This window comes from Streptomyces sp. NPDC018026, from assembly GCF_044327745.1.
In the GTDB taxonomy this organism is placed as follows: domain Bacteria; phylum Actinomycetota; class Actinomycetes; order Streptomycetales; family Streptomycetaceae; genus Streptomyces; species Streptomyces rubrogriseus.
The window spans coordinates 46294-65292 of the sequence record NZ_JBIRFY010000013.1; the positions used below are offsets into that span (position 1 = coordinate 46294).

21 protein-coding genes and 1 pseudogene are annotated in these 18999 nt (G+C 70.6%); 17 read left to right on the forward strand and 5 right to left on the reverse strand.

What is annotated here, in order from left to right; genetic code table 11:
* The first annotated feature begins 113 nt into the window (after nt 1-113).
* Nucleotides 114-1082 carry a thiamine-phosphate kinase gene (locus ACH4D3_RS31565; RefSeq protein WP_398329158.1) on the forward strand — a complete coding sequence of 323 codons (969 nt, stop codon included), beginning with the start codon at nt 114-116 and terminating at the stop codon, nt 1080-1082.
* Nucleotides 1079-1879, forward strand: coding sequence for a bifunctional hydroxymethylpyrimidine kinase/phosphomethylpyrimidine kinase (gene thiD / locus ACH4D3_RS31570; protein ID WP_398329161.1), 801 nt, complete (start codon nt 1079-1081; stop codon nt 1877-1879). The genes ACH4D3_RS31565 and thiD overlap by 4 nt, the downstream gene beginning before the upstream one ends.
* On the opposite strand, the pseudogene ACH4D3_RS31575 reads toward thiD, so the two are convergent.
* Together ACH4D3_RS31575 and rpmB are read right to left on the reverse strand one after the other, a co-directional pair.
* Nucleotides 1860-2365, reverse strand: a pseudogene (locus ACH4D3_RS31575) (hypothetical protein); the annotation flags it as partial. The gene thiD and the pseudogene ACH4D3_RS31575 sit on opposite strands and share 20 nt — an antisense overlap.
* A 171-nt stretch (nt 2366-2536) precedes the next feature.
* Nucleotides 2537-2722 (reverse strand): 50S ribosomal protein L28, encoded by a 186-nt coding sequence (rpmB, locus tag ACH4D3_RS31580; protein ID WP_003993230.1) that lies wholly within the window; start codon nt 2720-2722, stop codon nt 2537-2539.
* 266 nt (nt 2723-2988) lie between these two features.
* On the opposite strand from rpmB, the gene ACH4D3_RS31585 reads away from it, so the two are divergent.
* The 9 genes from ACH4D3_RS31585 (at nt 2989) to mutM (ending at nt 12248) form a co-directional block, all read left to right on the forward strand.
* Nucleotides 2989-4707, forward strand: a complete 1719-nt coding sequence (locus ACH4D3_RS31585; RefSeq protein ID WP_398329164.1) for a DAK2 domain-containing protein — start codon at nt 2989-2991, stop codon at nt 4705-4707.
* A 62-nt stretch (nt 4708-4769) separates the two neighbouring features.
* A complete protein-coding gene (gene recG, locus ACH4D3_RS31590; RefSeq protein ID WP_398329167.1) occupies nt 4770-6998 on the forward strand; it encodes an ATP-dependent DNA helicase RecG in 2229 nt (742 codons plus the stop codon).
* 55 nt (nt 6999-7053) lie between these two features.
* Nucleotides 7054-7641: a 16S rRNA (guanine(966)-N(2))-methyltransferase RsmD gene (gene rsmD / locus ACH4D3_RS31595; protein ID WP_391907154.1), complete on the forward strand. Its 588-nt coding sequence runs from the start codon at nt 7054-7056 to the stop codon at nt 7639-7641.
* Nucleotides 7642-7667: 26 nt separating this feature from the next.
* On the forward strand, nt 7668-8147 hold the full coding sequence (gene coaD / locus ACH4D3_RS31600; protein ID WP_398329170.1) for a pantetheine-phosphate adenylyltransferase: 480 nt from the start codon (nt 7668-7670) through the stop codon (nt 8145-8147).
* A 133-nt stretch (nt 8148-8280) separates the two neighbouring features.
* The gene (locus ACH4D3_RS31605) at nt 8281-9438 is read left to right on the forward strand and encodes a cell division initiation protein (RefSeq protein WP_398329173.1); all 1158 of its coding nucleotides are present in this window, start codon (nt 8281-8283) and stop codon (nt 9436-9438) included.
* Between the two features lie 155 nt (nt 9439-9593).
* Nucleotides 9594-10247 (forward strand): YceD family protein, encoded by a 654-nt coding sequence (locus ACH4D3_RS31610; RefSeq protein WP_398329176.1) that lies wholly within the window; start codon nt 9594-9596, stop codon nt 10245-10247.
* Between the two features lie 2 nt (nt 10248-10249).
* Nucleotides 10250-10423, forward strand: coding sequence for a 50S ribosomal protein L32 (rpmF, locus tag ACH4D3_RS31615; protein ID WP_006139588.1), 174 nt, complete (start codon nt 10250-10252; stop codon nt 10421-10423).
* 7 nt (nt 10424-10430) lie between these two features.
* Complete coding sequence (gene rnc, locus ACH4D3_RS31620; protein ID WP_398329179.1) at nt 10431-11279, forward strand: ribonuclease III; 849 nt, start codon at nt 10431-10433, stop codon at nt 11277-11279.
* A 108-nt stretch (nt 11280-11387) separates the two neighbouring features.
* Nucleotides 11388-12248: a bifunctional DNA-formamidopyrimidine glycosylase/DNA-(apurinic or apyrimidinic site) lyase gene (gene mutM / locus ACH4D3_RS31625; RefSeq protein WP_398329182.1), complete on the forward strand. Its 861-nt coding sequence runs from the start codon at nt 11388-11390 to the stop codon at nt 12246-12248.
* On the opposite strand, the gene ACH4D3_RS31630 is transcribed toward mutM, so the two are convergent.
* On the reverse strand, nt 12238-12642 hold the full coding sequence (locus ACH4D3_RS31630; RefSeq protein WP_398329185.1) for a winged helix-turn-helix transcriptional regulator: 405 nt from the start codon (nt 12640-12642) through the stop codon (nt 12238-12240). The genes mutM and ACH4D3_RS31630 overlap by 11 nt on opposite strands.
* A 296-nt stretch (nt 12643-12938) precedes the next feature.
* Between ACH4D3_RS31630 and ACH4D3_RS31635 the strand changes: the two genes are divergently transcribed.
* Both ACH4D3_RS31635 and ACH4D3_RS31640 read left to right on the forward strand, forming a co-directional pair.
* Nucleotides 12939-13289 (forward strand): hypothetical protein, encoded by a 351-nt coding sequence (locus tag ACH4D3_RS31635; protein ID WP_398329188.1) that lies wholly within the window; start codon nt 12939-12941, stop codon nt 13287-13289.
* Between the two features lie 33 nt (nt 13290-13322).
* Complete coding sequence (locus ACH4D3_RS31640; protein WP_398329191.1) at nt 13323-13724, forward strand: hypothetical protein; 402 nt, start codon at nt 13323-13325, stop codon at nt 13722-13724.
* A gap of 388 nt (nt 13725-14112) precedes the next feature.
* On the opposite strand, the gene ACH4D3_RS31645 is transcribed toward ACH4D3_RS31640, so the two are convergent.
* Nucleotides 14113-14688: an AAA family ATPase gene (locus ACH4D3_RS31645; protein ID WP_398329194.1), complete on the reverse strand. Its 576-nt coding sequence runs from the start codon at nt 14686-14688 to the stop codon at nt 14113-14115.
* Entirely contained in the window at nt 14658-15416 is a 759-nt protein-coding gene (locus ACH4D3_RS31650) for a GntR family transcriptional regulator (RefSeq protein ID WP_226486828.1), read from the reverse strand. The genes ACH4D3_RS31645 and ACH4D3_RS31650 overlap by 31 nt, the downstream gene beginning before the upstream one ends.
* A gap of 273 nt (nt 15417-15689) precedes the next feature.
* On the opposite strand from ACH4D3_RS31650, the gene ACH4D3_RS31655 reads away from it, so the two are divergent.
* From ACH4D3_RS31655 to ACH4D3_RS31670, 4 genes are read left to right on the forward strand one after another with little or no spacing between them, the layout of a single operon-like run.
* On the forward strand, nt 15690-16136 hold the full coding sequence (locus ACH4D3_RS31655) for a hypothetical protein (RefSeq protein WP_398329198.1): 447 nt from the start codon (nt 15690-15692) through the stop codon (nt 16134-16136).
* Nucleotides 16133-17551, forward strand: a complete 1419-nt coding sequence (repSA, locus tag ACH4D3_RS31660; RefSeq protein ID WP_398329201.1) for a replication initiator protein RepSA — start codon at nt 16133-16135, stop codon at nt 17549-17551. The genes ACH4D3_RS31655 and repSA overlap by 4 nt, the downstream gene beginning before the upstream one ends.
* Nucleotides 17548-17742, forward strand: a complete 195-nt coding sequence (locus ACH4D3_RS31665) for a helix-turn-helix domain-containing protein (protein ID WP_282089775.1) — start codon at nt 17548-17550, stop codon at nt 17740-17742. The genes repSA and ACH4D3_RS31665 overlap by 4 nt, the downstream gene beginning before the upstream one ends.
* Nucleotides 17742-18983 carry a tyrosine-type recombinase/integrase gene (locus ACH4D3_RS31670; RefSeq protein WP_398329204.1) on the forward strand — a complete coding sequence of 414 codons (1242 nt, stop codon included), beginning with the start codon at nt 17742-17744 and terminating at the stop codon, nt 18981-18983. Before ACH4D3_RS31665 ends, ACH4D3_RS31670 begins: the two co-directional genes overlap by 1 nt.
* Nucleotides 18984-18999 lie beyond the last annotated feature (16 nt).

The window sequence follows — 18999 nt, forward strand, 5'->3', positions numbered from 1 at the left end:
ATCACGCCGACCGTGGCGACGGTCATTCCGACCGTAACGAGGACAGAGATGACGCGCGACCGGGCACGGACACGGGCACGGACAGGGACTGGGACAGAAGGGGAGCCAAGGCGATGAAGGGCACTGTTGGTGAGCTGGGGGAGTTCGGGCTCATCAGGGAGCTCACCTCCCGTCTCACCACCACCCCGGCGGTCCGGGTGGGTCCCGGCGACGACGCTGCGGTGGTGGCCGCGCCCGACCGCAGGGTGGTGGCCAGCACCGACATCCTCGTCGAGGGGCGGCACTTCCGCCGCGACTGGTCCACCGCGTACGACGTGGGCCGCAAGGCGGCGGCGCAGAACCTGGCCGACATCGCCGCCATGGGGGCCGTGCCGACCGCACTGCTGCTCGGCCTGGTCGTGCCCGCCGAACTGCCGGTGACCTGGCCGACCGAGCTGATGGACGGGCTGCGCGACGAGTGCCAGGTCGCGGGCGCCTCCGTGGTCGGCGGCGACGTGGTGGGCGGCGACACCATCACCGTGTCCATCACCGCGCTCGGCGACCTGCGCAACCAGGAACCCGTCACCCGGGCCGGCGCCCAGCCCGGCGACCTCGTCGCGGTGACCGGCTGGCTGGGCTGGTCCGCCGCCGGGTTCGCCGTCCTGTCCCGCGGCTTCCGCTCGCCGCGCGCCTTCGTCGAGGCCCACCGCCGCCCCGAGCCGCCGTACCACGCGGGTCCGGCCGCCGCGGGCCTGGGCGCCACCGCCATGTGCGACGTGAGCGACGGGCTGATCGCCGACCTGGGGCACATCGCCGAGGCCAGCAAGGTCCGGATCGACGTGCGCTCCGGGCAGATCGACATCCCGTCCCAGATGAACGACATCGGGCAGGCCGTCGGCGTCGACCCCATGCAGTGGGTCCTCACCGGGGGCGAGGACCACGCGATCGTGGCGACCTTCCCGCCGGACGTGAAGCTCCCCGCCCGCTGGAAGGTCATCGGCGAGGTCCTCAACCCCTCCGCACTGCCCCAGGTGACGGTCGACGGTGCCCCCTGGACCAGCAAGGGCGGCTGGGACCACTTCGGCGGGGACGTGGAGTCGTGACGGCACTGCCGCTGGTCCTCACCGTGGCGGGCTCCGACTCCGGCGGCGGCGCCGGGATCCAGGCCGACCTGAAGACGATGCTCGCCCTCGGCACCCACGGCATGAGCGTCCTCACCGCGGTCACCGCGCAGAACTCCCGCGGCGTGCAGGGCGCCTGGGAACTGCCCGTGGAGGCGGTGCGGGCCCAGTACCGCAGCGTCGTGGACGACATCGGCGTGCAGGCGGTCAAGACCGGGATGCTCTCCTCCGCCGAACTGGTGGAGACCGTCGCCGACTTGCTCGCCGGCACCGACGCCCCCGCCGTCGTGGACCCGGTCGGCGTCTCCAAGCACGGGGACGCGCTGCTCGCCGCCTCCGCCCTGGAATCGGTCCGCACCAGGCTCCTCCCGGTCGCCACCGTCGCCACACCCAACCTCGACGAGGTCGCGCAACTCACCGGCGTACGCGTCGAGTCCGAAACGGATCTGCGCCGGGCCGCGGATGCCGTCCTCGCGTTCGGACCGTGCTGGGTGCTGATCAAGGGCGGCCACCTGGCCGGCGACGCCGTCGACCTGCTCACCGACGGCTCCGAGGAGCACTGGCTGCGCGCCCCCCGCCTCGACAACCGGCACACGCACGGCACGGGCTGCACCCTCGCCTCCGCCGTGGCCTGCGGGCTGGCGAAGGGACGGTCGGTGCCGGAGGCGGTGAGGGCGGCCAAGGAGTACGTCACCGGGGCGATCGCGGCGGGCTTCGCGCTGGGCGACGGCATCGGACCGGTGGACCACGGCTGGGCGCTCAGGCCGGGTACTCCCTGAGCTCTATGCCCGTGGCCGCCTTCTCCGTGAGCCGCTTGAAGAAGTCGGCCATCAGACGGTGGGCGAGCAGCCGGTACACGCGGTCGCGGCTGCGGATACGGCGCTCGGTGGGCGGGGCGAAGAACGGGCCCGCGTTGCCGGAGACCTTCTGGCAGCCCTTGGCGAAGTCCCGGATCCGGGACTCGTACTCGGCGGACGCGGTGCGATGGTCGCCGTCCGCCAGGGCGAGTTCACCGGCGAGCACGTACGCGCCGACGATCGCCACGCCCGTGCCCATGCCGCCCATGGTGGCGCCGTACCCGGCGTCGCCGAGCCCGCGCGCTCCGGGTCGCCGTCGTAGTTGCCGACGCAGACCGCGCGGTCCGGCTCGCTGTACAGGCGGCCGGCGCGGTCGAGGCCCAGGTGGTTGGGGATGCCGAAGCCGACCACGTAGTGGTCCTGGAAGCGCAGGTAGCGGGACTCGTCGCCGAAGACCAGTCGACGGGTGTGCGGCGCATTCCCGGGATTCTGGCACGGTGGGGAACGGCGCGGACCAGGGCTCCGGACGGATTTGGGCGGATCCGGACGGGTCCGGACACGGCAAAAAGCCGGTCCACACGAGGTGGACCGGCTCCCTACAGCGGACCAGGCAGTGGCCGCGCGCTCAGCTGAGACGCGTCAGCGCGAGACCTTGCCGGCCTTGATGCACGAGGTGCAAGCGTTCACGCGCTTCGGCGTCCCGCCCACCACGGTACGCACACGCTGGATGTTCGGGTTCCAGCGACGGGACGTACGGCGGTGCGAGTGCGAGATGTTGTTGCCGAAGCCCGGCCCCTTGCCACAGACGTCGCAGTTGGCAGCCACGGGTCACTCCAAAGACTTCAGATGCACTTACGGTTGATCCCGGCATGCCGGGATCAAGCTCTCGGACTCGCGAACGGGCCGGGATCTGAGTGGCGGTGCCAGGGGGATGGCCCGATCGGGATCGGGCAACCGGAGCAGCATACAACGGCTGCTCCCGTACAACGAAACTACCACGGCAGCTCAGCGGCCCGCCCCGGCCCTCTTCCGCTGGACAGGCCGGTCAAGGTCTACGCTGCCTGCCACGTCCGCAGCTCAGGGAGGCGCAGGTGGCGCAGGTGCCGCAGAGGTTCTTCGACGCTCTGGCGGTGCGTACCTGGTGCGGTCTGTCGCTGCGCGCGCTGGGCCGGGCGCGCGAGGAGATCGACGCGATCAACGTCTACCCCGTCGCCGACGGGGACACCGGCACGAACCTCTACCTGACCGTCGAGTCGGCGGCCGCGGCCGTGGAGGCCGTCTTCGCGGCACACGAGCTGGACGCGGGGGCGCGGGGCGCGAGCGAGTCGCCGAGGGAGACGGGCGACGGCCCCTCGCTGGCCGACGCCGTGGGTGCCATGGCGCACGGCGCGCTGATCGGCGCGCGGGGCAACTCCGGCACGATCCTCGCCCAGCTGCTGCGCGGCATGGCCCAGGTGCTCACCGCGCGGTGCGACGGCGACCGCGCCGAGGGTTCCGGTCTGCGACGGGCCCTGCGGCACGCCGCCGCGTCCGCCCGGCAGGCCGTCGCCCACCCGGTCGAGGGCACCGTCCTGACCGTCGCCTCGGCCGCCGCGGACGCCGCCGACCGGGCCGAGGGCGACTGCGCCGAGGTGGCCCGCGCCGCCTACGAGGGTGCCCGCGCGGCACTCGCCGCCACGCCGGGCCAGCTGCCCGCCCTGGAGCGCGCCGGAGTGGTCGACGCGGGCGGCCACGGCCTGGTGACGGTCCTCGCCGCCCTGGTGGAGACGTTCACGGGCCGGGCGCCCGGCCCGGTCGCCGTGCCGCACGCACGCGTGGAGCGTGGCGGCGAGAGGCTCGCGGAGGAGCGGTCCACGGGGGAGTGCGCCGAGGACGGCGGCGAGGGCGGTCCCGCCTTCGAGGTGATCTACCTCCTGGAGGCCGAGGACGCGGCCGTGGCCCGGCTGCGGCAGCGGCTCGACGCCCTCGGGGACTCGCTCGTCGTGGTCGGCGGAGACGGGCTGTGGAACGTCCACGTGCACGTCGACGACGCGGGCGCCGCCGTGGAGGCCGGCATCGAGGCCGGCCGGCCGTACCGGATCCGCATCACCCACTTCGGGCACGGCGACGCGCACACCGCGGGGACCGAGCGCCCGCCCCGGGAACGGGCCCAGCGCGCGGTGGTGGCCGTCGTACCGGGGGAGGGCCTGGCGGGGCTGTACACCGAGGCAGGCGCGACCACCCTGCTCGCGCGCCCCGGGGAGCCGCCCGCGAGCGGCGAGCTGGTCCAGGCCGTCCGGCGGGCGCACGCGCGCGAAGTGGTACTGCTGCCCAACGACGCCGAACTGCGCCACACCGCCGCCGCGGCGGCCGAGCAGGCCCGCACCGAGGGCATCCGCGTCGCCCTCATCCCGACCCGTTCCGCGGTCCAGGGCATCGCCGCGCTCGCCGTGCACGAGCCCGAGCGGCGCTTCGACGAGGACGTGGTGGCGATGACCTCAGCGGCCGGCGCCACCCGCCACGCCGAGGTCACCGTCGCCGAACGCCAGTCCTGGACCACGGCCGGCATCTGCCAGGCCGGTGACGTGCTCGGCCTCATCGACGGCGACGTGGCCGTGATCGGCGCGGACGTCTCCCAGGTCGCCGCGACCGTCCTGGACCGCATGCTGTCGGCCGGCGGCGAGCTGGTCACCCTGGTCCTCGGCGACGAGGCGCCGCGGGCCGTCGCCGACCGGCTGGAGGCCCGCGTCCGGGAGGCCTACCTCGCCGTCGACACGGTGGTCTACCGGGGCGGCCGGCAGGGCGCCCTGCTGCTGGTCGGCGTGGAGTAGCGGAGGAGCGCGGGGCCGTTTACGGCGCTCCCCCCGGGCCGTTGTCAGTGGCGTGGTGTGCAATGGATCTCGTGCCCGCACTGCAAGAACCCCTGAAGAAGGTGCTCGGCCCCGCCACCGCGAAGGTGATGGCCGAGCACCTCGGCCTGCACACCGTCGGCGACCTCCTCCACCACTACCCCCGGAGATACGAGGAGCGCGGTCAGCTCACCCACCTCGCCGACCTGCCCATGGACGAGCACGTCACGGTGGTCGCCCAGGTCGCCGACGCCCGCCTGCACACCTTCGCCTCCTCGAAGGCCCCGCGCGGCAAGGGGCAGCGCCTCGAAGTGACCATCACGGACGGCAGCGGCCGCCTCCAACTGGTCTTCTTCGGCAACGGCGTCCACAAGCCCCACAAGGAACTCCTGCCGGGCACCCGCGCGATGTTCGCGGGCAAGGTCTCCGTCTTCAACCGCCGACTGCAACTGGCCCACCCGGCGTACGAGTTGCTGCGCGGCGGTGACGGCGAAGGCGACGGGGCCGAGAGCGTCGAGTCGTGGGCGGGCGCCCTCATCCCCCTCTACCCGGCCACCGCCAAGCTGGAGTCCTGGAAGCTCGCCAAGGCCATCCAGACGGTGCTGCCCAGCGCCCAGGAGGCCGTCGACCCGCTCCCCGGCTCCCTGCGCGAGGGCCGGGGCCTGGTCTCCCTGCCCGAGGCCCTCCTCAAGATCCACCGCCCGCACACCAAGGCCGACATCGAGGACGCCCGCGCCCGCCTGAAGTGGGACGAGGCCTTCGTCCTCCAGGTCGCCCTCGCCCGCCGCCGGCACGCCGAGACGCAGCTGCCCGCCGTCCCCAGGAAGCCCGGCGCCGACGGGCTGCTCACCGCCTTCGACGACCGGCTCCCCTTCACCCTCACCGACGGCCAGCGGAAGGTCTCCCGGGAGATCTTCGACGACCTCGCCACCGACCACCCGATGCACCGGCTGCTCCAGGGCGAGGTGGGCAGCGGCAAGACCATGGTCGCCCTGCGCGCCATGCTCGCCGTCGTCGACTCGGGCGGGCAGGCCGTGATGCTGGCGCCCACCGAGGTGCTCGCCCAGCAGCACCACCGGTCGGTCGTCGAGATGATGGGCGAGCTGGCAGAGGGCGGGATGCTGGGCGGCGCCGAGCACGCCACCAAGGTGGTGCTGCTCACCGGCTCCATGGGCGCCGCCGCCCGCCGCCACGCCCTGCTCGACCTGGCCACCGGCGAGGCGGGCATCGTCATCGGCACGCACGCGCTGATCGAGGACAAGGTGCAGTTCCACGACCTCGGCCTGGTCGTCGTGGACGAGCAGCACCGCTTCGGCGTGGAGCAGCGCGACGCCCTGCGCGGCAAGGGCAAGCAGCCCCCGCACCTGCTCGTCATGACCGCCACGCCCATCCCGCGCACCGTCGCCATGACCGTCTTCGGAGACCTGGAGACCTCCGTCCTCGACCAGCTCCCGGCCGGCCGGTCCCCGATCGCCAGCCATGTCGTCCCGGCCGCGGACAAGCCGCACTTCCTCGCCCGGGCCTGGGAACGGGTCCGCGAGGAGGTCTCCAACGGCCACCAGGCGTACGTCGTCTGCCCCCGTATCGGCGACGAGGACGACGACCCCAAGAAGGGCGCCAAGCAGTCCCAGCAGCCCCCGGAGGGCGACGCCGACAAACGACCCCCGCTCGCCGTCCTCGACGTCGCCGAGGGCCTCGCCAAGGGCCCGCTCCAAGGGCTCAAGGTGGAGGTCCTGCACGGCAGGATGCAGCCCGACGACAAGGACGCGGTCATGCGCCGCTTCGCCGCCGGGGAGACCGACGTCCTGGTCGCCACCACCGTCATCGAGGTCGGCGTGAACGTCCCCAACGCCACCGCGATGGTGATCATGGACGCCGACCGCTTCGGCGTCTCCCAGCTGCACCAGCTGCGCGGCCGGGTCGGGCGCGGCTCCGCCCCCGGCCTGTGTCTGCTGGTCAGCGAGATGCCCGAGGCGAGCGCGGCCCGCCAGCGGCTGAACGCGGTCGCGAGCACCCGCGACGGCTTCGAGCTCTCCCGCATCGACCTCGAACAGCGCCGCGAGGGCGACGTCCTCGGCCAGGCCCAGTCCGGCGCCCGCACCTCCCTGCGCGTCCTCGCCGTCATCGAGGACGAGGAGATCATCGCGGAGGCGAGGCAGGAGGCGGCCGCCGTCGTCGCCGCCGACCCGGAGCTGACCGGCCTGCCCGGGCTGCGCACGGCCCTGGAGGCGCTGCTGGACGACGAGCGGGAGCAGTACCTGGAGAAGGGCTGAGAGACTGGCAACGGACACCGTCCGTCCACCCGAGCACACCGACAAGGACCCAGAAATGACCCGCGTGATCGCCGGCAAGGCCGGCGGACGTCGACTGGCCGTCCCGCCGGGAACCGGCACCCGCCCCACCTCCGACCGTGCGCGCGAGGGCCTGTTCTCCACCTGGCAGTCCCTGCTCGGGGGCCCGCTGGACGGCGAGCGGGTCCTCGACCTGTACGCGGGTTCCGGCGCCGTCGGCCTGGAGGCGCTCTCCCGCGGCGCCGGGCACGTCCTGCTCGTGGAGGCCGACGCCCGCGCCGCCCGCACGGTCCGGGCGAACGTCGACTCCCTCGGTCTGCCCGGCGCCGAGGTCCGGGCGGGCAAAGCGGAACAGATCATCCGCACCCCGGCCCCCGCCGAGCCCTACGACGTCGTCTTCCTGGACCCGCCGTACGCCGTCTCGGACGACGATCTTCGGGAGATCCTGCTCACACTCCGCACGGAGGGGTGGCTCGGGACGGAAGCGCTCGTCACCGTGGAGCGCAGCACCAGGGGCGGCGAATTCCGCTGGCCGCACGGCTTCGAAGCCATCCGGGCCCGTCGCTACGGCGAGGGAACGTTTTGGTACGGTCGCGCCGCCTCTACGTGCGAAGACGCACGATGACCGGACCGGAGAGCGAGGGAACTCAAGTGCGCCGTGCCGTCTGTCCCGGGTCGTTCGACCCGATCACCAACGGACACCTCGACATCATCGCCCGGGCCTCCAGCCTGTACGACGAGGTCTACGTCGCCGTGATGATCAACCAGGCGAAGAAGGGCCTGTTCGAGATCGAGGAGCGGATCGACCTCATCCGCCGGGTCACCGCCGAGTACGGCAACGTCCGCGTGGAGTCCTTCCACGGCCTGCTCGTCGACTTCTGCAAGCAGCGCGAGATCCCGGCCATCGTCAAGGGCCTGCGCGCGGTCAGCGACTTCGACTACGAGTTGCAGATGGCCCAGATGAACAACGGCCTCTCCGGTGTGGAGACCCTCTTCATCCCCACCAACCCCACCTACAGCTTCCTGTCGTCCTCCCTGGTCAAAGAGGTCGCGACCTGGGGTGGCGACGTCGCCCACCTGGTGCCGCCGCTGGTCCTCGACGCCCTCACGGAGCGTCTGAGGAACCGCTGACCGCCCGGTCGCACGGCCACCGCCGCAGCCCCCGGGGACTGACAACCCGTCACCCGGTGTCCCCCGGACACCCCGGGGTCGTACAGTCGTCCCGTCCGTCTCCAACACAGCTGTAGAGAGTGGCGAGCACACGGTGGACGTGCAGAACAAGCTCGACGAGATCACCGCGATGGTCTCCGGCGCCCGCGCCATGCCCATGTCGGCCTCGTGCGTGGTCAACCGCGCCGAACTGCTCTCGATGCTGGAAGAGCTGCGCGCGGAGCTGCCCGGTTCCCTCGCCCAGGCCCAGGAACTGATCGGCGACCGCGAGCAGATGGTCGCGCAGGCCCGCCAGGAGGCCGACCGGATCATCGAGGGCGCGCACGCCGAGCGCGGCTCCCTGATCGCCGACACCGAGGTCGCCCGCCGCTCCCAGGCCGAGGCCGACCGGATCCTCACCGAGGCCCGCCAGGAGGCCGAGGAGGTCCGCGCCGAGGCCGACGACTACGTCGACTCCAAGCTCGCCAACTTCGAGGTCGTGCTCACCAAGACCCTCGGCTCCGTCGGCCGCGGCCGCGAGAAGCTCCTCGGCACCGGACCCGGACTCGACGAGAACGGCTACGAGGACGAGGACGCCCCCGAGCGCAGCCACGACCCGGAGACCCTGCGCCGCGACGCCGACGCCTACGTCGACACCAAGCTCGGCGCCTTCGAGGCCGTGCTGGCCAAGACCCTGGACGCGGTCGGCCGGGGCCGCCAGAAGCTGCACGGCCGGATCGCCACCGACGACCTCGGCGCCCTCGCGGACGACATGACCACCGTCCAGCACTCCAGCGACGCCGACTACCTCGCCGACCTCGCGGGCCTCGCCGACGTGCCGGCTCCCGCCCCCGCCCCCGCCTCCGCCGAGCAGCAGGGGCAGCCCCAGTACGGCGAGCAGCAGCCCGTGGCGGCACAGCTGCCGGTCCAGATGCCGGCGCAGGCCGTGCCCGAGATGCCGTCCCAGGAACCGGCGTACGGCTACGCCTCCCAGCAGCAGCCCGACCCGTACGCGGCCTACCAGCAGACCTACGACGGCGGACCGGACCCGTACGGCTACCAGCAGCAGGGCGCCGACCCGTACGCCTACCAGTACGACGGCGGGCAGCAGGCATACGACGCACAGCAGGGCTACGGCCAGCCCCCGCAGCCGCAGCAGCCCCCGCACCCCCCGCAGGCCCATCCGCAGGCGCTCGACGAGACCAGCCTCTTCGACACCAGCATGATCAGCGCCGAACAGCTGCGGGCGTACGAGCAGGGCCGCGGCCTGTAGGACCGCGCCGGGGGCGAGGGGGCCTCCCGGGCCGGATTGGGCCGAGAGCGAATGGTCCAGTATCCTGGCTCTTCGGTCGCGCGTACGTCCGCGATCGCCGCTGCCCGGGAACACCGAAGGGCGGCACCCTCAACCCACGAAGACCGAAAGCAGGAATGGTTCTGAACGCGCGCCTCGACCACCGCGACCCCCTCGTGTTCGACACGCACGAGCTGGGACGGCGGCCCGGTGCGCTCCAGCGCCTGACCCGCACGGTCGACGCTCCCAAGGACTTCGGTCTCCAGGGAGTCATCGGAGTGCCGGAAGGCGCCCCGGTGGAGCTCGATCTCCGGCTCGAGTCGGTCATGGAAGGGGTGCTCGTCACAGGCACCGCCCGTGCCAGGGCCGAGGGGGAGTGCGTAAGGTGTCTGGAGCCGCTGGAGCAGCAGCTCGAAGCGGACTTCCAGGAGCTGTTCTCGTACCCTGACGCCGACGACCGTGGCCGCCCCGTGGCGGAACCGGGCGACGACGCCGAGGACGACGAGGACAGGTTCTTCGTCGAGGACGGACTGATCGGCCTCGAACCCGTGCTGCGTGACGCGGTGGTGCTCGCACTGCCGATGCAGCCGGTGTGCCAGGAAGACTGCCAGGGTCTGTGCTCCGAGTGCGGAGTGCGCCTGTCGGACGACCCGGACCACCACCATGACGCCGTCGACGTTCGTTGGGCGGCATTGCAGGGACTCGCCGGTTCACTCGGAGACGGCGAGAAGGACGAGATGAGCGGCGACGGGTCGGATTCCGCGGACGCCGCCGAGAAGCAGGAGAAGTAGCCGTGGCTGTTCCGAAGCGGAAGATGTCGCGCAGCAACACGCGCCACCGCCGGTCGCAGTGGAAGGCTGCGGTCCCCACCCTGGTTGCGTGCGAGCGCTGCCACGAGCCCAAGCTGCAGCACATCGCGTGCCCGGCTTGCGGCACTTACAACAAGCGCCAGGTCCTCGAGGTCTGAGCGGCTGGTGAGAGGCACTGTGTCAGTCCCCAAGAAGGCGGAAGACGCCAAGGCGGACCCACCCGCCAAGAAGAAGGCGGACACCCAGGCCTCGTCCCACACGCTTCTGGAAGGGCGGCTCGGCTATCAGCTCGAGTCCGCCCTTCTGGTGCGTGCACTGACCCACCGTTCCTACGCGTACGAGAACGGCGGTCTGCCGACGAACGAGCGGCTGGAGTTCCTCGGGGACTCCGTGCTCGGCCTCGTCGTCACGGACACGCTGTACCGCACCCACCCCGACCTGCCCGAAGGCCAGCTGGCCAAGTTGCGGGCCGCGGTGGTCAACTCGCGTGCGCTGGCGGAGGTGGGCCGCGGGCTCGAACTCGGCTCCTTCATCCGGCTCGGCCGCGGTGAAGAGGGCACGGGCGGCCGGGACAAGGCGTCCATCCTCGCCGACACCCTCGAAGCGGTGATCGGCGCGGTCTATCTCGACCAGGGCCTCGACGCGGCCTCCGAACTGGTGCACCGCCTGTTCGACCCGCTGATCGAGAAGTCCTCGAACCTCGGTGCCGGCCTGGACTGGAAGACCAGCCTCCAGGAGCTCACCGCGACCGAAGGACTCGGCGTCCCCGAGTACCTGGTCACGGAGACCGGCCCGGACCACGAGAAGACCTTCACTGCTGCCGCCCGCGTCGGAGGCGTCTCGTACGGCACCGGCACCGGCCGCAGCAAGAAGGAGGCGGAGCAGCAGGCCGCGGAATCCGCGTGGCGGTCCATCCGGGCCGCGGCGGACGAGCGCGCCAAGGCGACGGCCGACGCCGTCGACGCGGACCCCGACGCCGACGCGGACCCCGACGAGGCGTCCGCCTCCGCCTGACCCGTCCACCACACGGTCCCAGCGCCCGCCCCTTTGCCGGGGCGGGCGTTAGGCTCTTCGCACATCCACCGGCCCGGACCGCCGGACCGGCCCGCCCGAGGGGAAGCCATGCCCGAGTTGCCCGAGGTAGAGGTCGTCCGGCGCGGCCTGGAGCGCTGGGCCGCCCACCGGACGGTCGCCGACGCCGAGGTGCTGCACCCGCGCGCGGTACGCCGGCACATCGCGGGTCCCGACGACTTCGCCCACCGCCTCAAGGGCCACCGCATCGGCACGCCCAGCCGCCGCGGCAAGTACCTGTGGCTGCCCCTTGAGGACACCGACCAGGCTGTCCTCGCCCACCTCGGCATGAGCGGCCAGCTCCTGGTCCAGCCGCACGAGACACCCGCCGAGAAGCACCTGCGCATCAGGGTCCGCTTCGCCGACGCCCTCGGCACCGAACTCCGCTTCGTCGACCAGCGCACCTTCGGCGGCCTCTCCCTGCACGACACGTCAGCCGACGGGCTGCCCGACGTCATCGCGCACATCGCCCGCGACCCGCTGGACCCCCTCTTCGACGACGAGGCCTTCCACCACGCCCTGCGCCGCAAGCGCACCACGGTCAAACGGGCCCTGCTCGACCAGTCCCTGATCAGCGGCGTCGGCAACATCTACGCGGACGAGGCCCTCTGGCGCGCCCGCCTGCACTACGAACGCCCCACGGCGACCCTCACCCGCCCCCGCACCACCGAACTGCTCGGCCACGTCCGGGACGTGATGAACGCCGCCCTCGCCGTCGGCGGCACCAGCTTCGACAGCCTCTACGTCAACGTCAACGGCGAGTCCGGCTACTTCGAACGCTCGCTCGACGCGTACGGTCGCGAGGGCCTGCCCTGCCGCCGGTGCGGCACACCGATGCGGCGCCGGCCGTGGATGAACCGCTCCAGCTACTTCTGCCCGAAGTGCCAGCGCCCGCCACGGCTCACGCCGTAGGCATCCGCTGCTCGTCGTACCGCTCGCGCGAGGCCAGCACCTCGTCCATCCGCCCCTCGACGCACTCGATGAGCGCGAGCAGCCGCCCGGCCACCTCGTGGCCCAGCGCCGTGAGTTCGTAGTCCACCCGGGGCGGGTTGGTCGGCTGGGCCTCGCGGTGCACCAGTCCGTCGCGCTCCAGCGCGTGCAGGGTCTGGGCCAGCATCTTCTCGCTGACACCGTCCACCCGGCGCCGCAGCTCGTTGAACCGGAAGGACCCCTCGTACAGGGCGCCGAGCGTCAGCGCGCCCCAGCGCCCGGTGACGTGCTCCAGGGTGCCGCGCGAGGGACAGGCCCGGGAGAACACGTCAAACGGCAGATCCTGCTCCGCCGTGCGCTCCTGCGTGGTCGACATGCCTCCAGCCTACGCGAGCACAGCGCTGCCCCGCAGACCGCGCTGAGCGGGAGAGAGCGCGGAAGCAGTGTCGGGGGAGCCCCGCCCGGGAGGGTCAGTAGCCGAAGAAGTGCGGGGGCGTCTCGCTGACGTGCGTCTTTGTAAGCGATCAATGCTGTGACCTGCGATTGACCCGTCAACGGTTGTCAGTGTTGGTCGCCCTTGGGCGCCCTCGTACGGCCCGGAGACGGCCCAGGAGCGGGCGCAAGTTGGGTGATCTTCCGTTCAAGCCAGGTGCGTCAATGTAGCGTTGCGCTGTGCTCTTTTCGATCACTGTCGCTGTGGTGTGTGTGGGTGCGGCGTTCTCCGTCGCGGGTGTCTACTGGGGGGCCATTGGGACACTGAGGAACTACAGGACGCTCAAGTCCGACCTGCAGCGGTTGGATGACATAGCTCATGACGCGTCCATACCGGAGGACGAGAAGACGGCGCTGAGGCATGCGGTTCGCGTGCCTCACGGTAACTGGGGGATGGTGGAGTATTTCGATGAGCACGCTCAGCTCAACGCCCTGACGCTGGTCGCTGAGGGATTGAAGTGGCCGGCGCTCCTGACCGTGGCAGGCGTCCTGTTGAGTGCGCTCGGCAGTGTTCTGTCATTGTGGCTGTGAGATCGGGCGCCATCAACTCTCCGGGGAGAAATCATGGCTGGTCCGGTCACGTGGCTGACGCCAATTGCTGGCCTAGTCGGGGCCTTCGTGGGGGCGTCTCTTTCCCCTTGGCTGACGTCTCATCTCTCGTGGAGGCGGGCTCGCAAAGAAGCCTTCAATCAAGCTATCTCCGCGCTGCGCATCGCTCAGGTAGCCAGGCACTTCCCTAACGGCGTTCCTGCCTCGTACGTGGGAGGCAGCCCGGAGACCGTCGAGGCGTACAACCAGCGCCTGCGTGAACGTGGGGTCGATCGGTTCATAGACGCCATGCATGAGGCTAAGGTCGCCCTTTCAGCGCTTGAACCCTTTTACAAGATCACTGGGGACTTCGATCGGTGGGAGATCACGGAACCGGAGGCTGACCGAATCTTGAGAGAGCTGCTACGGGAACGCTAGCACTCTAGGTCGGTGGAGCGGCTTTGGGCTGGAGCTGCTTTGGGGCGAGTGATCTTGGCCCCGTAAGCTGATGGCGAGTCGGGCAGTCTGTGGACCTGCCCGTTAAAGCACGACGTTGGGGCCAAGATCTTAGAGGCTCGCCCCAAAGTGGCTGCCTAAAGCCGTGGAGTCGACCGCCCCAGCCACGACGTGTTCTGACCTCATGCCAACGGCCAACCCTTACCAGGGCGCGCGTCGGCGCAGCGCGGGCGGAGCGGGCCGAAGGCAGGAGCGGCGCCCGGAGCGGAGCCGGGAAGCGCGCCCGGCGGAGCGGAGCGCAGCCGGGGCTTGATGAGGTAGAGAAACCTGTAACTCGTGCCTGTGTCGGCTGGGTGCCTGCGCTCTCGGACTATGGGCTGGTCTGCTCTGATTGCAGGGTCTTGAGAACCGACTCAGGATCGCCGCTGTAGACGATGTGTGGTTCACCGGGCTCCGGGGCAACGAAACGCTTGCGGTAGCGGAGCAGGTCGCTTTCGGCGAAGTAGATCGAGTTCGGGTCGTCCTCGTGCCGAGCATTGCGCTTGCTGACGCGAGACCACAGCTCTTCGTGGCTGGCCTCCAGGTAAACCACCACCGAAATCGCGCCAGCTTCGGTAGCGATCGATCGCCAGTGGGCCCGGTCTTCCGGCGTCCAGAAGCCGTGGTCGACCACTACGTCGTGACCGGCCTGGAGTTCCTCGCGGAGCTGCACGGCAGTCTCTTCGAGGATCGGCCGCTCAAGGGCCGGGAACGTCCCTCGGGGAAAGTCGACCCCGTACACGCCATGACGACGGAACATCTCCTCGTCCGGGCAGAGCCTGACGAACCCCCGTGCTGTCAGAGCACGGGCCAGAGTCGTCTTCCCTGAGCCGGGAAGTCCCACCATGAGGACACAGAACGGTTGGCGAGCGCGGTTCACTGAGTGACTTCCGATTCCGTCTGCCACGTGCGCCCAGGGCCGCCGAGGTCGACGCCGTACTCAACGACTGCGCCTTCGCTGTCGACGAACCGCGCAGTCATGACGACTGCCGGGTCCCGCGGGGCCTTCTCGGGGTCCAGCTCCAGCAGCTTCGCGTCATCCGGAGTGAGCAGCCGAGCGGATGCGGTGTCGAACCGGTGCGTGATCGGGCGGCCGGTTGCCTGCGCGATGAGTTGCAGGGAGGTTCCTCCGGTAAGTCGCTCGCTGCTCGTGAGCTGGGGGATCAGCTCTCCATACCGGGCGGGAATCCATGACGTGGAGTGCGCGACGATGCCATGTCGGTCGCGGTAGACCCGGCTGCGTCGGATCACGTTCGAGCCGGGCTTGAGGTCCAGTGCCTGGGCCACTTCTGCGGGCGCCGGCACCACCGAGGCCTGATGCGAGTCCGACCGTTCGCCGGTTCCCCAACTGGACCCGGTGCGGCGACCTCGGTCCTGGCGCTGAGACCCGGAGGACATAGGAGCGGGACGGTCCAAGACCTCGGTTCCGATGCCATGGATGCCCCTGACAAGGCCTTCGTTGCGCAGCTTCCGCAGAGCCTTCTCGGCAGTCGCAGTGCTGACGCTCCACTCCTGCGACAGGTTCTTGATGCTCGGCAGAAGCGTGCCCGGCTGGAGTTCACCGGATGTGATCAGTTCCGCGTAGTGGGCGGCAATCTGCGCATAGGGCGCTCGATTGTCGGCCTGGTCTGCCATGGGGGTCATCTCCTCGTCTCAGTTGACTACATCCCTAGCGTACCCCTTGACACCCTAAGGTGCCCTAGGGAACCTTAGGGATGTACCTGCTGTACGGACCATCCCGGCACCACTAAGCCTTGCCCAGGGGCGGCGCTCAACCGCCAAGAAGAACCGCCGCCCCTGGCTCCCTGGAAGGGAAGTCCCATCATGCCCGCAACTCTGGTTGCTGAGCACGTTGCCCCGACCACTCCCGCCGTATGCGTTAGGGACTTATCGAACGCAGAACGGGCGGTGGCGCTGTACGCGTCGGACAAGCCCACCAAGTACGCCTACAAGCGCGGTGACGAGGCGCAGGTCGAGGCGTGGATCGTTCAGGGCGCCCTCCGGATGGGACTGGAAGACCTCTACCAGTCGGCTGCGTTCCTGCGCGGCTTCCGGATGCTGTCCCACGTCGCGACCAGCGAGCAGAAGAAGGCCCACCGTGCGCGCTTCCCGCAGGCGGCCAGGCTGAACCGCGCCGAGAGCCTGGCTTCCCTCACCCTCCTCATGATCGAGGTGAGTGACGGGGCTCGTGAGCGGAACGGCCGTGTCCAGGTCGAGGGGGCCTGCCTCTGCGGTGGTACCGGCTGGTCCGAGTTCTGCTTCGACCCGGATGAGCCGACGGATTCGGCCCTGGTGGCGTGCCCCGGCCACAACCCCAAGGGGCTCATGCAGACCCCGAGGCGGGTGTACGCATGACGGACTTCCCCGTCTCCCCGGAGGCCGTGGCCGGTGCTGCGGCCTCCATGGGTACCGACCCCGTGACTCTCGCCGACCTGTTGCGCGTGGCCAACTCTCCGGGCTTCGACCGCTGGCAGGAGCAGATTCGCCGCACGGGCGGCTGCTCGCACCCCATCCGCCTGATGGGCCAGACCGTCACCCGCGACCGCGCGACCGGTGATGTGCTCTACTCCTACAGCACCGAGCATGAGCCGGGCGGCGCCCTCCGGGTCGCCTGCGGAAACCGCCGTGCCTCCCGCTGCCCCGCCTGCGCCTGGACCTACGCCGGGGACACCTACCACCTGATCCGATCCGGGATCACGGGCGACGAACGCAAGGACGTGCCCGCCACCGTGCGGGATCACCCCCGCGTCTTCGCCACCCTCACCGCCCCCTCCTTCGGGGCCGTGCACAACCGGCCGGACTCTGGGCGCTGCCGCTGCGGGCACACGCATGCCGAGGATGCCCCGGAGCTGGGCACGGCGCTCGCTCCGGAGCGGTACGACTACGCGGGCGCGGTGCTGTGGAACAACTTCGCCTCCGACCTGTGGCGCCGCTTCACCATCTACCTACGCCGCGAGATCGCCGCGCACGCCGGGATCACCCAAGCGGCCATGAAGGAGGTGTGCCGGGTCTCCTTCGGCAAGGTCGCCGAGTTCCAGAAACGCGGCTCCGTCCACTTCCACGCCGTGGTCCGCCTCGACGGACCCGACGGACCCGACACCGCCCCGCCGGCATGGGCCACGGTCGCTCTCCTGGATGCCTCGATCCGTGCCGCCGCCGCCCGCGTCTCCGTACCGGTCCCCGCGTCCGGCGACTTCCCCGCCCGCACGCTGCGGTGGGGTGAGCAGGTCGACGTGCAGCCCATCGGCGCCCTCGGGCACGAGGAGCTGACGGAACAGGCCGTGGCCTCCTACGTCGCCAAGTACGCCACCAAAGCAGCCGAGACCACGGGCACCGTTGACCGCCGGATCGGGGAGCTTTCCGAGCTGGACAAGCTGCCGCTGCCCGCGCACACGCGACGGCTCATCGAAGCGTGCTGGGACCTGGACGACGCCTACCCGGATCGCATGCTGGCGCGCTGGGCTCACATGCTCGGATTCCGCGGGCACTTCTCGACCAAGAGCCGTCAGTACTCCACCACCCTCGGCGCCCTCCGCCAGGTCCGCGCCGACTACCGCGCCCGCCAGGAACGCCGCGAACGCGGGCTCTCCGAAGACCTCGACGACACGGAGGGCTCCACGCTCGTGCTCGCCCACTGGACCTACGCCGGGCAGGGCCACACCCCCGGCGAATCCTGGCTCGCCGCAACGATCGCAAAGGAGATCCGTACGAACCGAGAGACAGCACGCGAAGCGCTCGCCGACCTGGACGACGTGGAGGTGTGGGCATGAAGCGCTCGCTGCCCGACCGCTACTTGACCCCGGTCGACCTGGCCGACCTGCTAGGCATCCCGGTCGAGACCGTCTATCAGTGGCGCCGCAAGCAGACCGGACCGCGCGGCTTCCGCGTCGGTCGACACCTTCGCTTCGACCCCGAAGACGTTCGCGTCTGGGTCGAGTCCCAGATGGAGAGGGCCGCCTGATGGCCGGACACGTGCAAGACCGCTGGTACAAGGTCGAGACCGGCACCGACGGCAAGACCGTCAAGGTCAAGACCGACCGCTTCGGCGTCGGACTGCGCTACCGCGCCCGCTATGTCGGCCCCGACGGCTCCGAGAAGTCCAAGAGCTTCCCGGACAAGCAGAAGCGCAAGGCAGAACAGTGGTTGGCCAACATCGAGGCCGACATGTCTCGCGGGGACTACGTGGACCCCGTGGCAGGCAAGGTCACGTTCGAGCAGTACGCCACTGAGTGGATGGCCTCGCAGATCACTGACCCTCTGACCCGTGAGTCGGTGGAGAGTCGCCTCCGTCTGCACGCGATTCCGTACCTGGGCACGCGGCCTCTGGCGTCCTTCACACCGTCGCATCTGCGGGTCTGGCTGCGGACGCTGGAAGATCGTGGGCTCTCGGCGGGGTACCGACGCGGCATCTTCGCCCACGTGTCGACGGTGTTCACCTCCGCCGTGGAAGACCGGATCATCCGCGCCAACCCGTGTAGCGCTCGGTCCGTGCGTGCGCCGCGTCTGGAGCCTCGCAAGGTCAAGCCGTGGCCTGCTGAGCGGATCATGGATGTGCGCTCGGCTCTGCCGGACCGCTACCAGGCGCTCGTCAACGTCGCTGCCGGGTGCGGCCTGCGCCAAGGAGAGGTCTTCGGCCTGGCCGTGGAAGACGTCGACTTCCTCGGGGGAGTGGTCCACGTCGTCCGGCAGGTCAAGCTACTGCGTCTGCACCGGCCGGTGTTCGCTCCGCCGAAGGGTGGCAAGGAGCGTGACGTTCCTCTGCCTCAGTCCGTCGCCTTCGCCCTGGCCGCTCACCTCAAGAGCCACCCCGCGACGCGGATCACGCTGCCCTGGAAGAACCTCGACGGTCCGCCGGTCACGGCGTCGCTCATCTTCACCGGTCCTGCTGGGTTGCCGCTCGACCGGAACCGCTTCAACGATCGCGTCTGGCGGCCGGCACTTCGGGCCGCGAGTGTTGAGACCGGTCGGGACAACGGCATGCACGCCTTGCGGCACTTCTACGCCTCGGTGCTCCTGGACGCGGGGGAGAGCATCAAGGCTCTCAGTGAGTACCTGGGGCACCACGACCCAGGCTTCACGCTGCGGACGTACACGCACCTGATGCCGTCGAGCGGGACCCGGACCCGGGCCGCCGTGGACCGCGTCTTCTCTGACGAGGAGCCTGCCGCTGACGGCCCGGACACGGCCCACGAGGGTGCCTAGCCGTCTGACCTGCGGT

Excerpts from the sequence above, each read along its gene's own strand:
- ACH4D3_RS31565 (WP_398329158.1), top strand. The coding sequence starts at position 114 with ATGAAGGGCACTGTTGGTGAGCTGGGGGAGTTCGGGCTCATCAGGGAG.
- recG (WP_398329167.1), top strand. The coding sequence starts at position 4,770 with ATGGATCTCGTGCCCGCACTGCAAGAACCCCTGAAGAAGGTGCTCGGC.
- rsmD (WP_391907154.1), top strand. The coding sequence starts at position 7,054 with ATGACCCGCGTGATCGCCGGCAAGGCCGGCGGACGTCGACTGGCCGTC.
- ACH4D3_RS31610 (WP_398329176.1), top strand. The coding sequence starts at position 9,594 with ATGGTTCTGAACGCGCGCCTCGACCACCGCGACCCCCTCGTGTTCGAC.
- mutM (WP_398329182.1), top strand. The coding sequence starts at position 11,388 with ATGCCCGAGTTGCCCGAGGTAGAGGTCGTCCGGCGCGGCCTGGAGCGC.
- ACH4D3_RS31630 (WP_398329185.1), bottom strand. The coding sequence starts at position 12,642 with ATGTCGACCACGCAGGAGCGCACGGCGGAGCAGGATCTGCCGTTTGAC.
- ACH4D3_RS31640 (WP_398329191.1), top strand. The coding sequence starts at position 13,323 with ATGGCTGGTCCGGTCACGTGGCTGACGCCAATTGCTGGCCTAGTCGGG.
- ACH4D3_RS31650 (WP_226486828.1), bottom strand. The coding sequence starts at position 15,416 with ATGGCAGACCAGGCCGACAATCGAGCGCCCTATGCGCAGATTGCCGCC.
- repSA (WP_398329201.1), top strand. The coding sequence starts at position 16,133 with ATGACGGACTTCCCCGTCTCCCCGGAGGCCGTGGCCGGTGCTGCGGCC.
- ACH4D3_RS31665 (WP_282089775.1), top strand. The coding sequence starts at position 17,548 with ATGAAGCGCTCGCTGCCCGACCGCTACTTGACCCCGGTCGACCTGGCC.
- ACH4D3_RS31670 (WP_398329204.1), top strand. The coding sequence starts at position 17,742 with ATGGCCGGACACGTGCAAGACCGCTGGTACAAGGTCGAGACCGGCACC.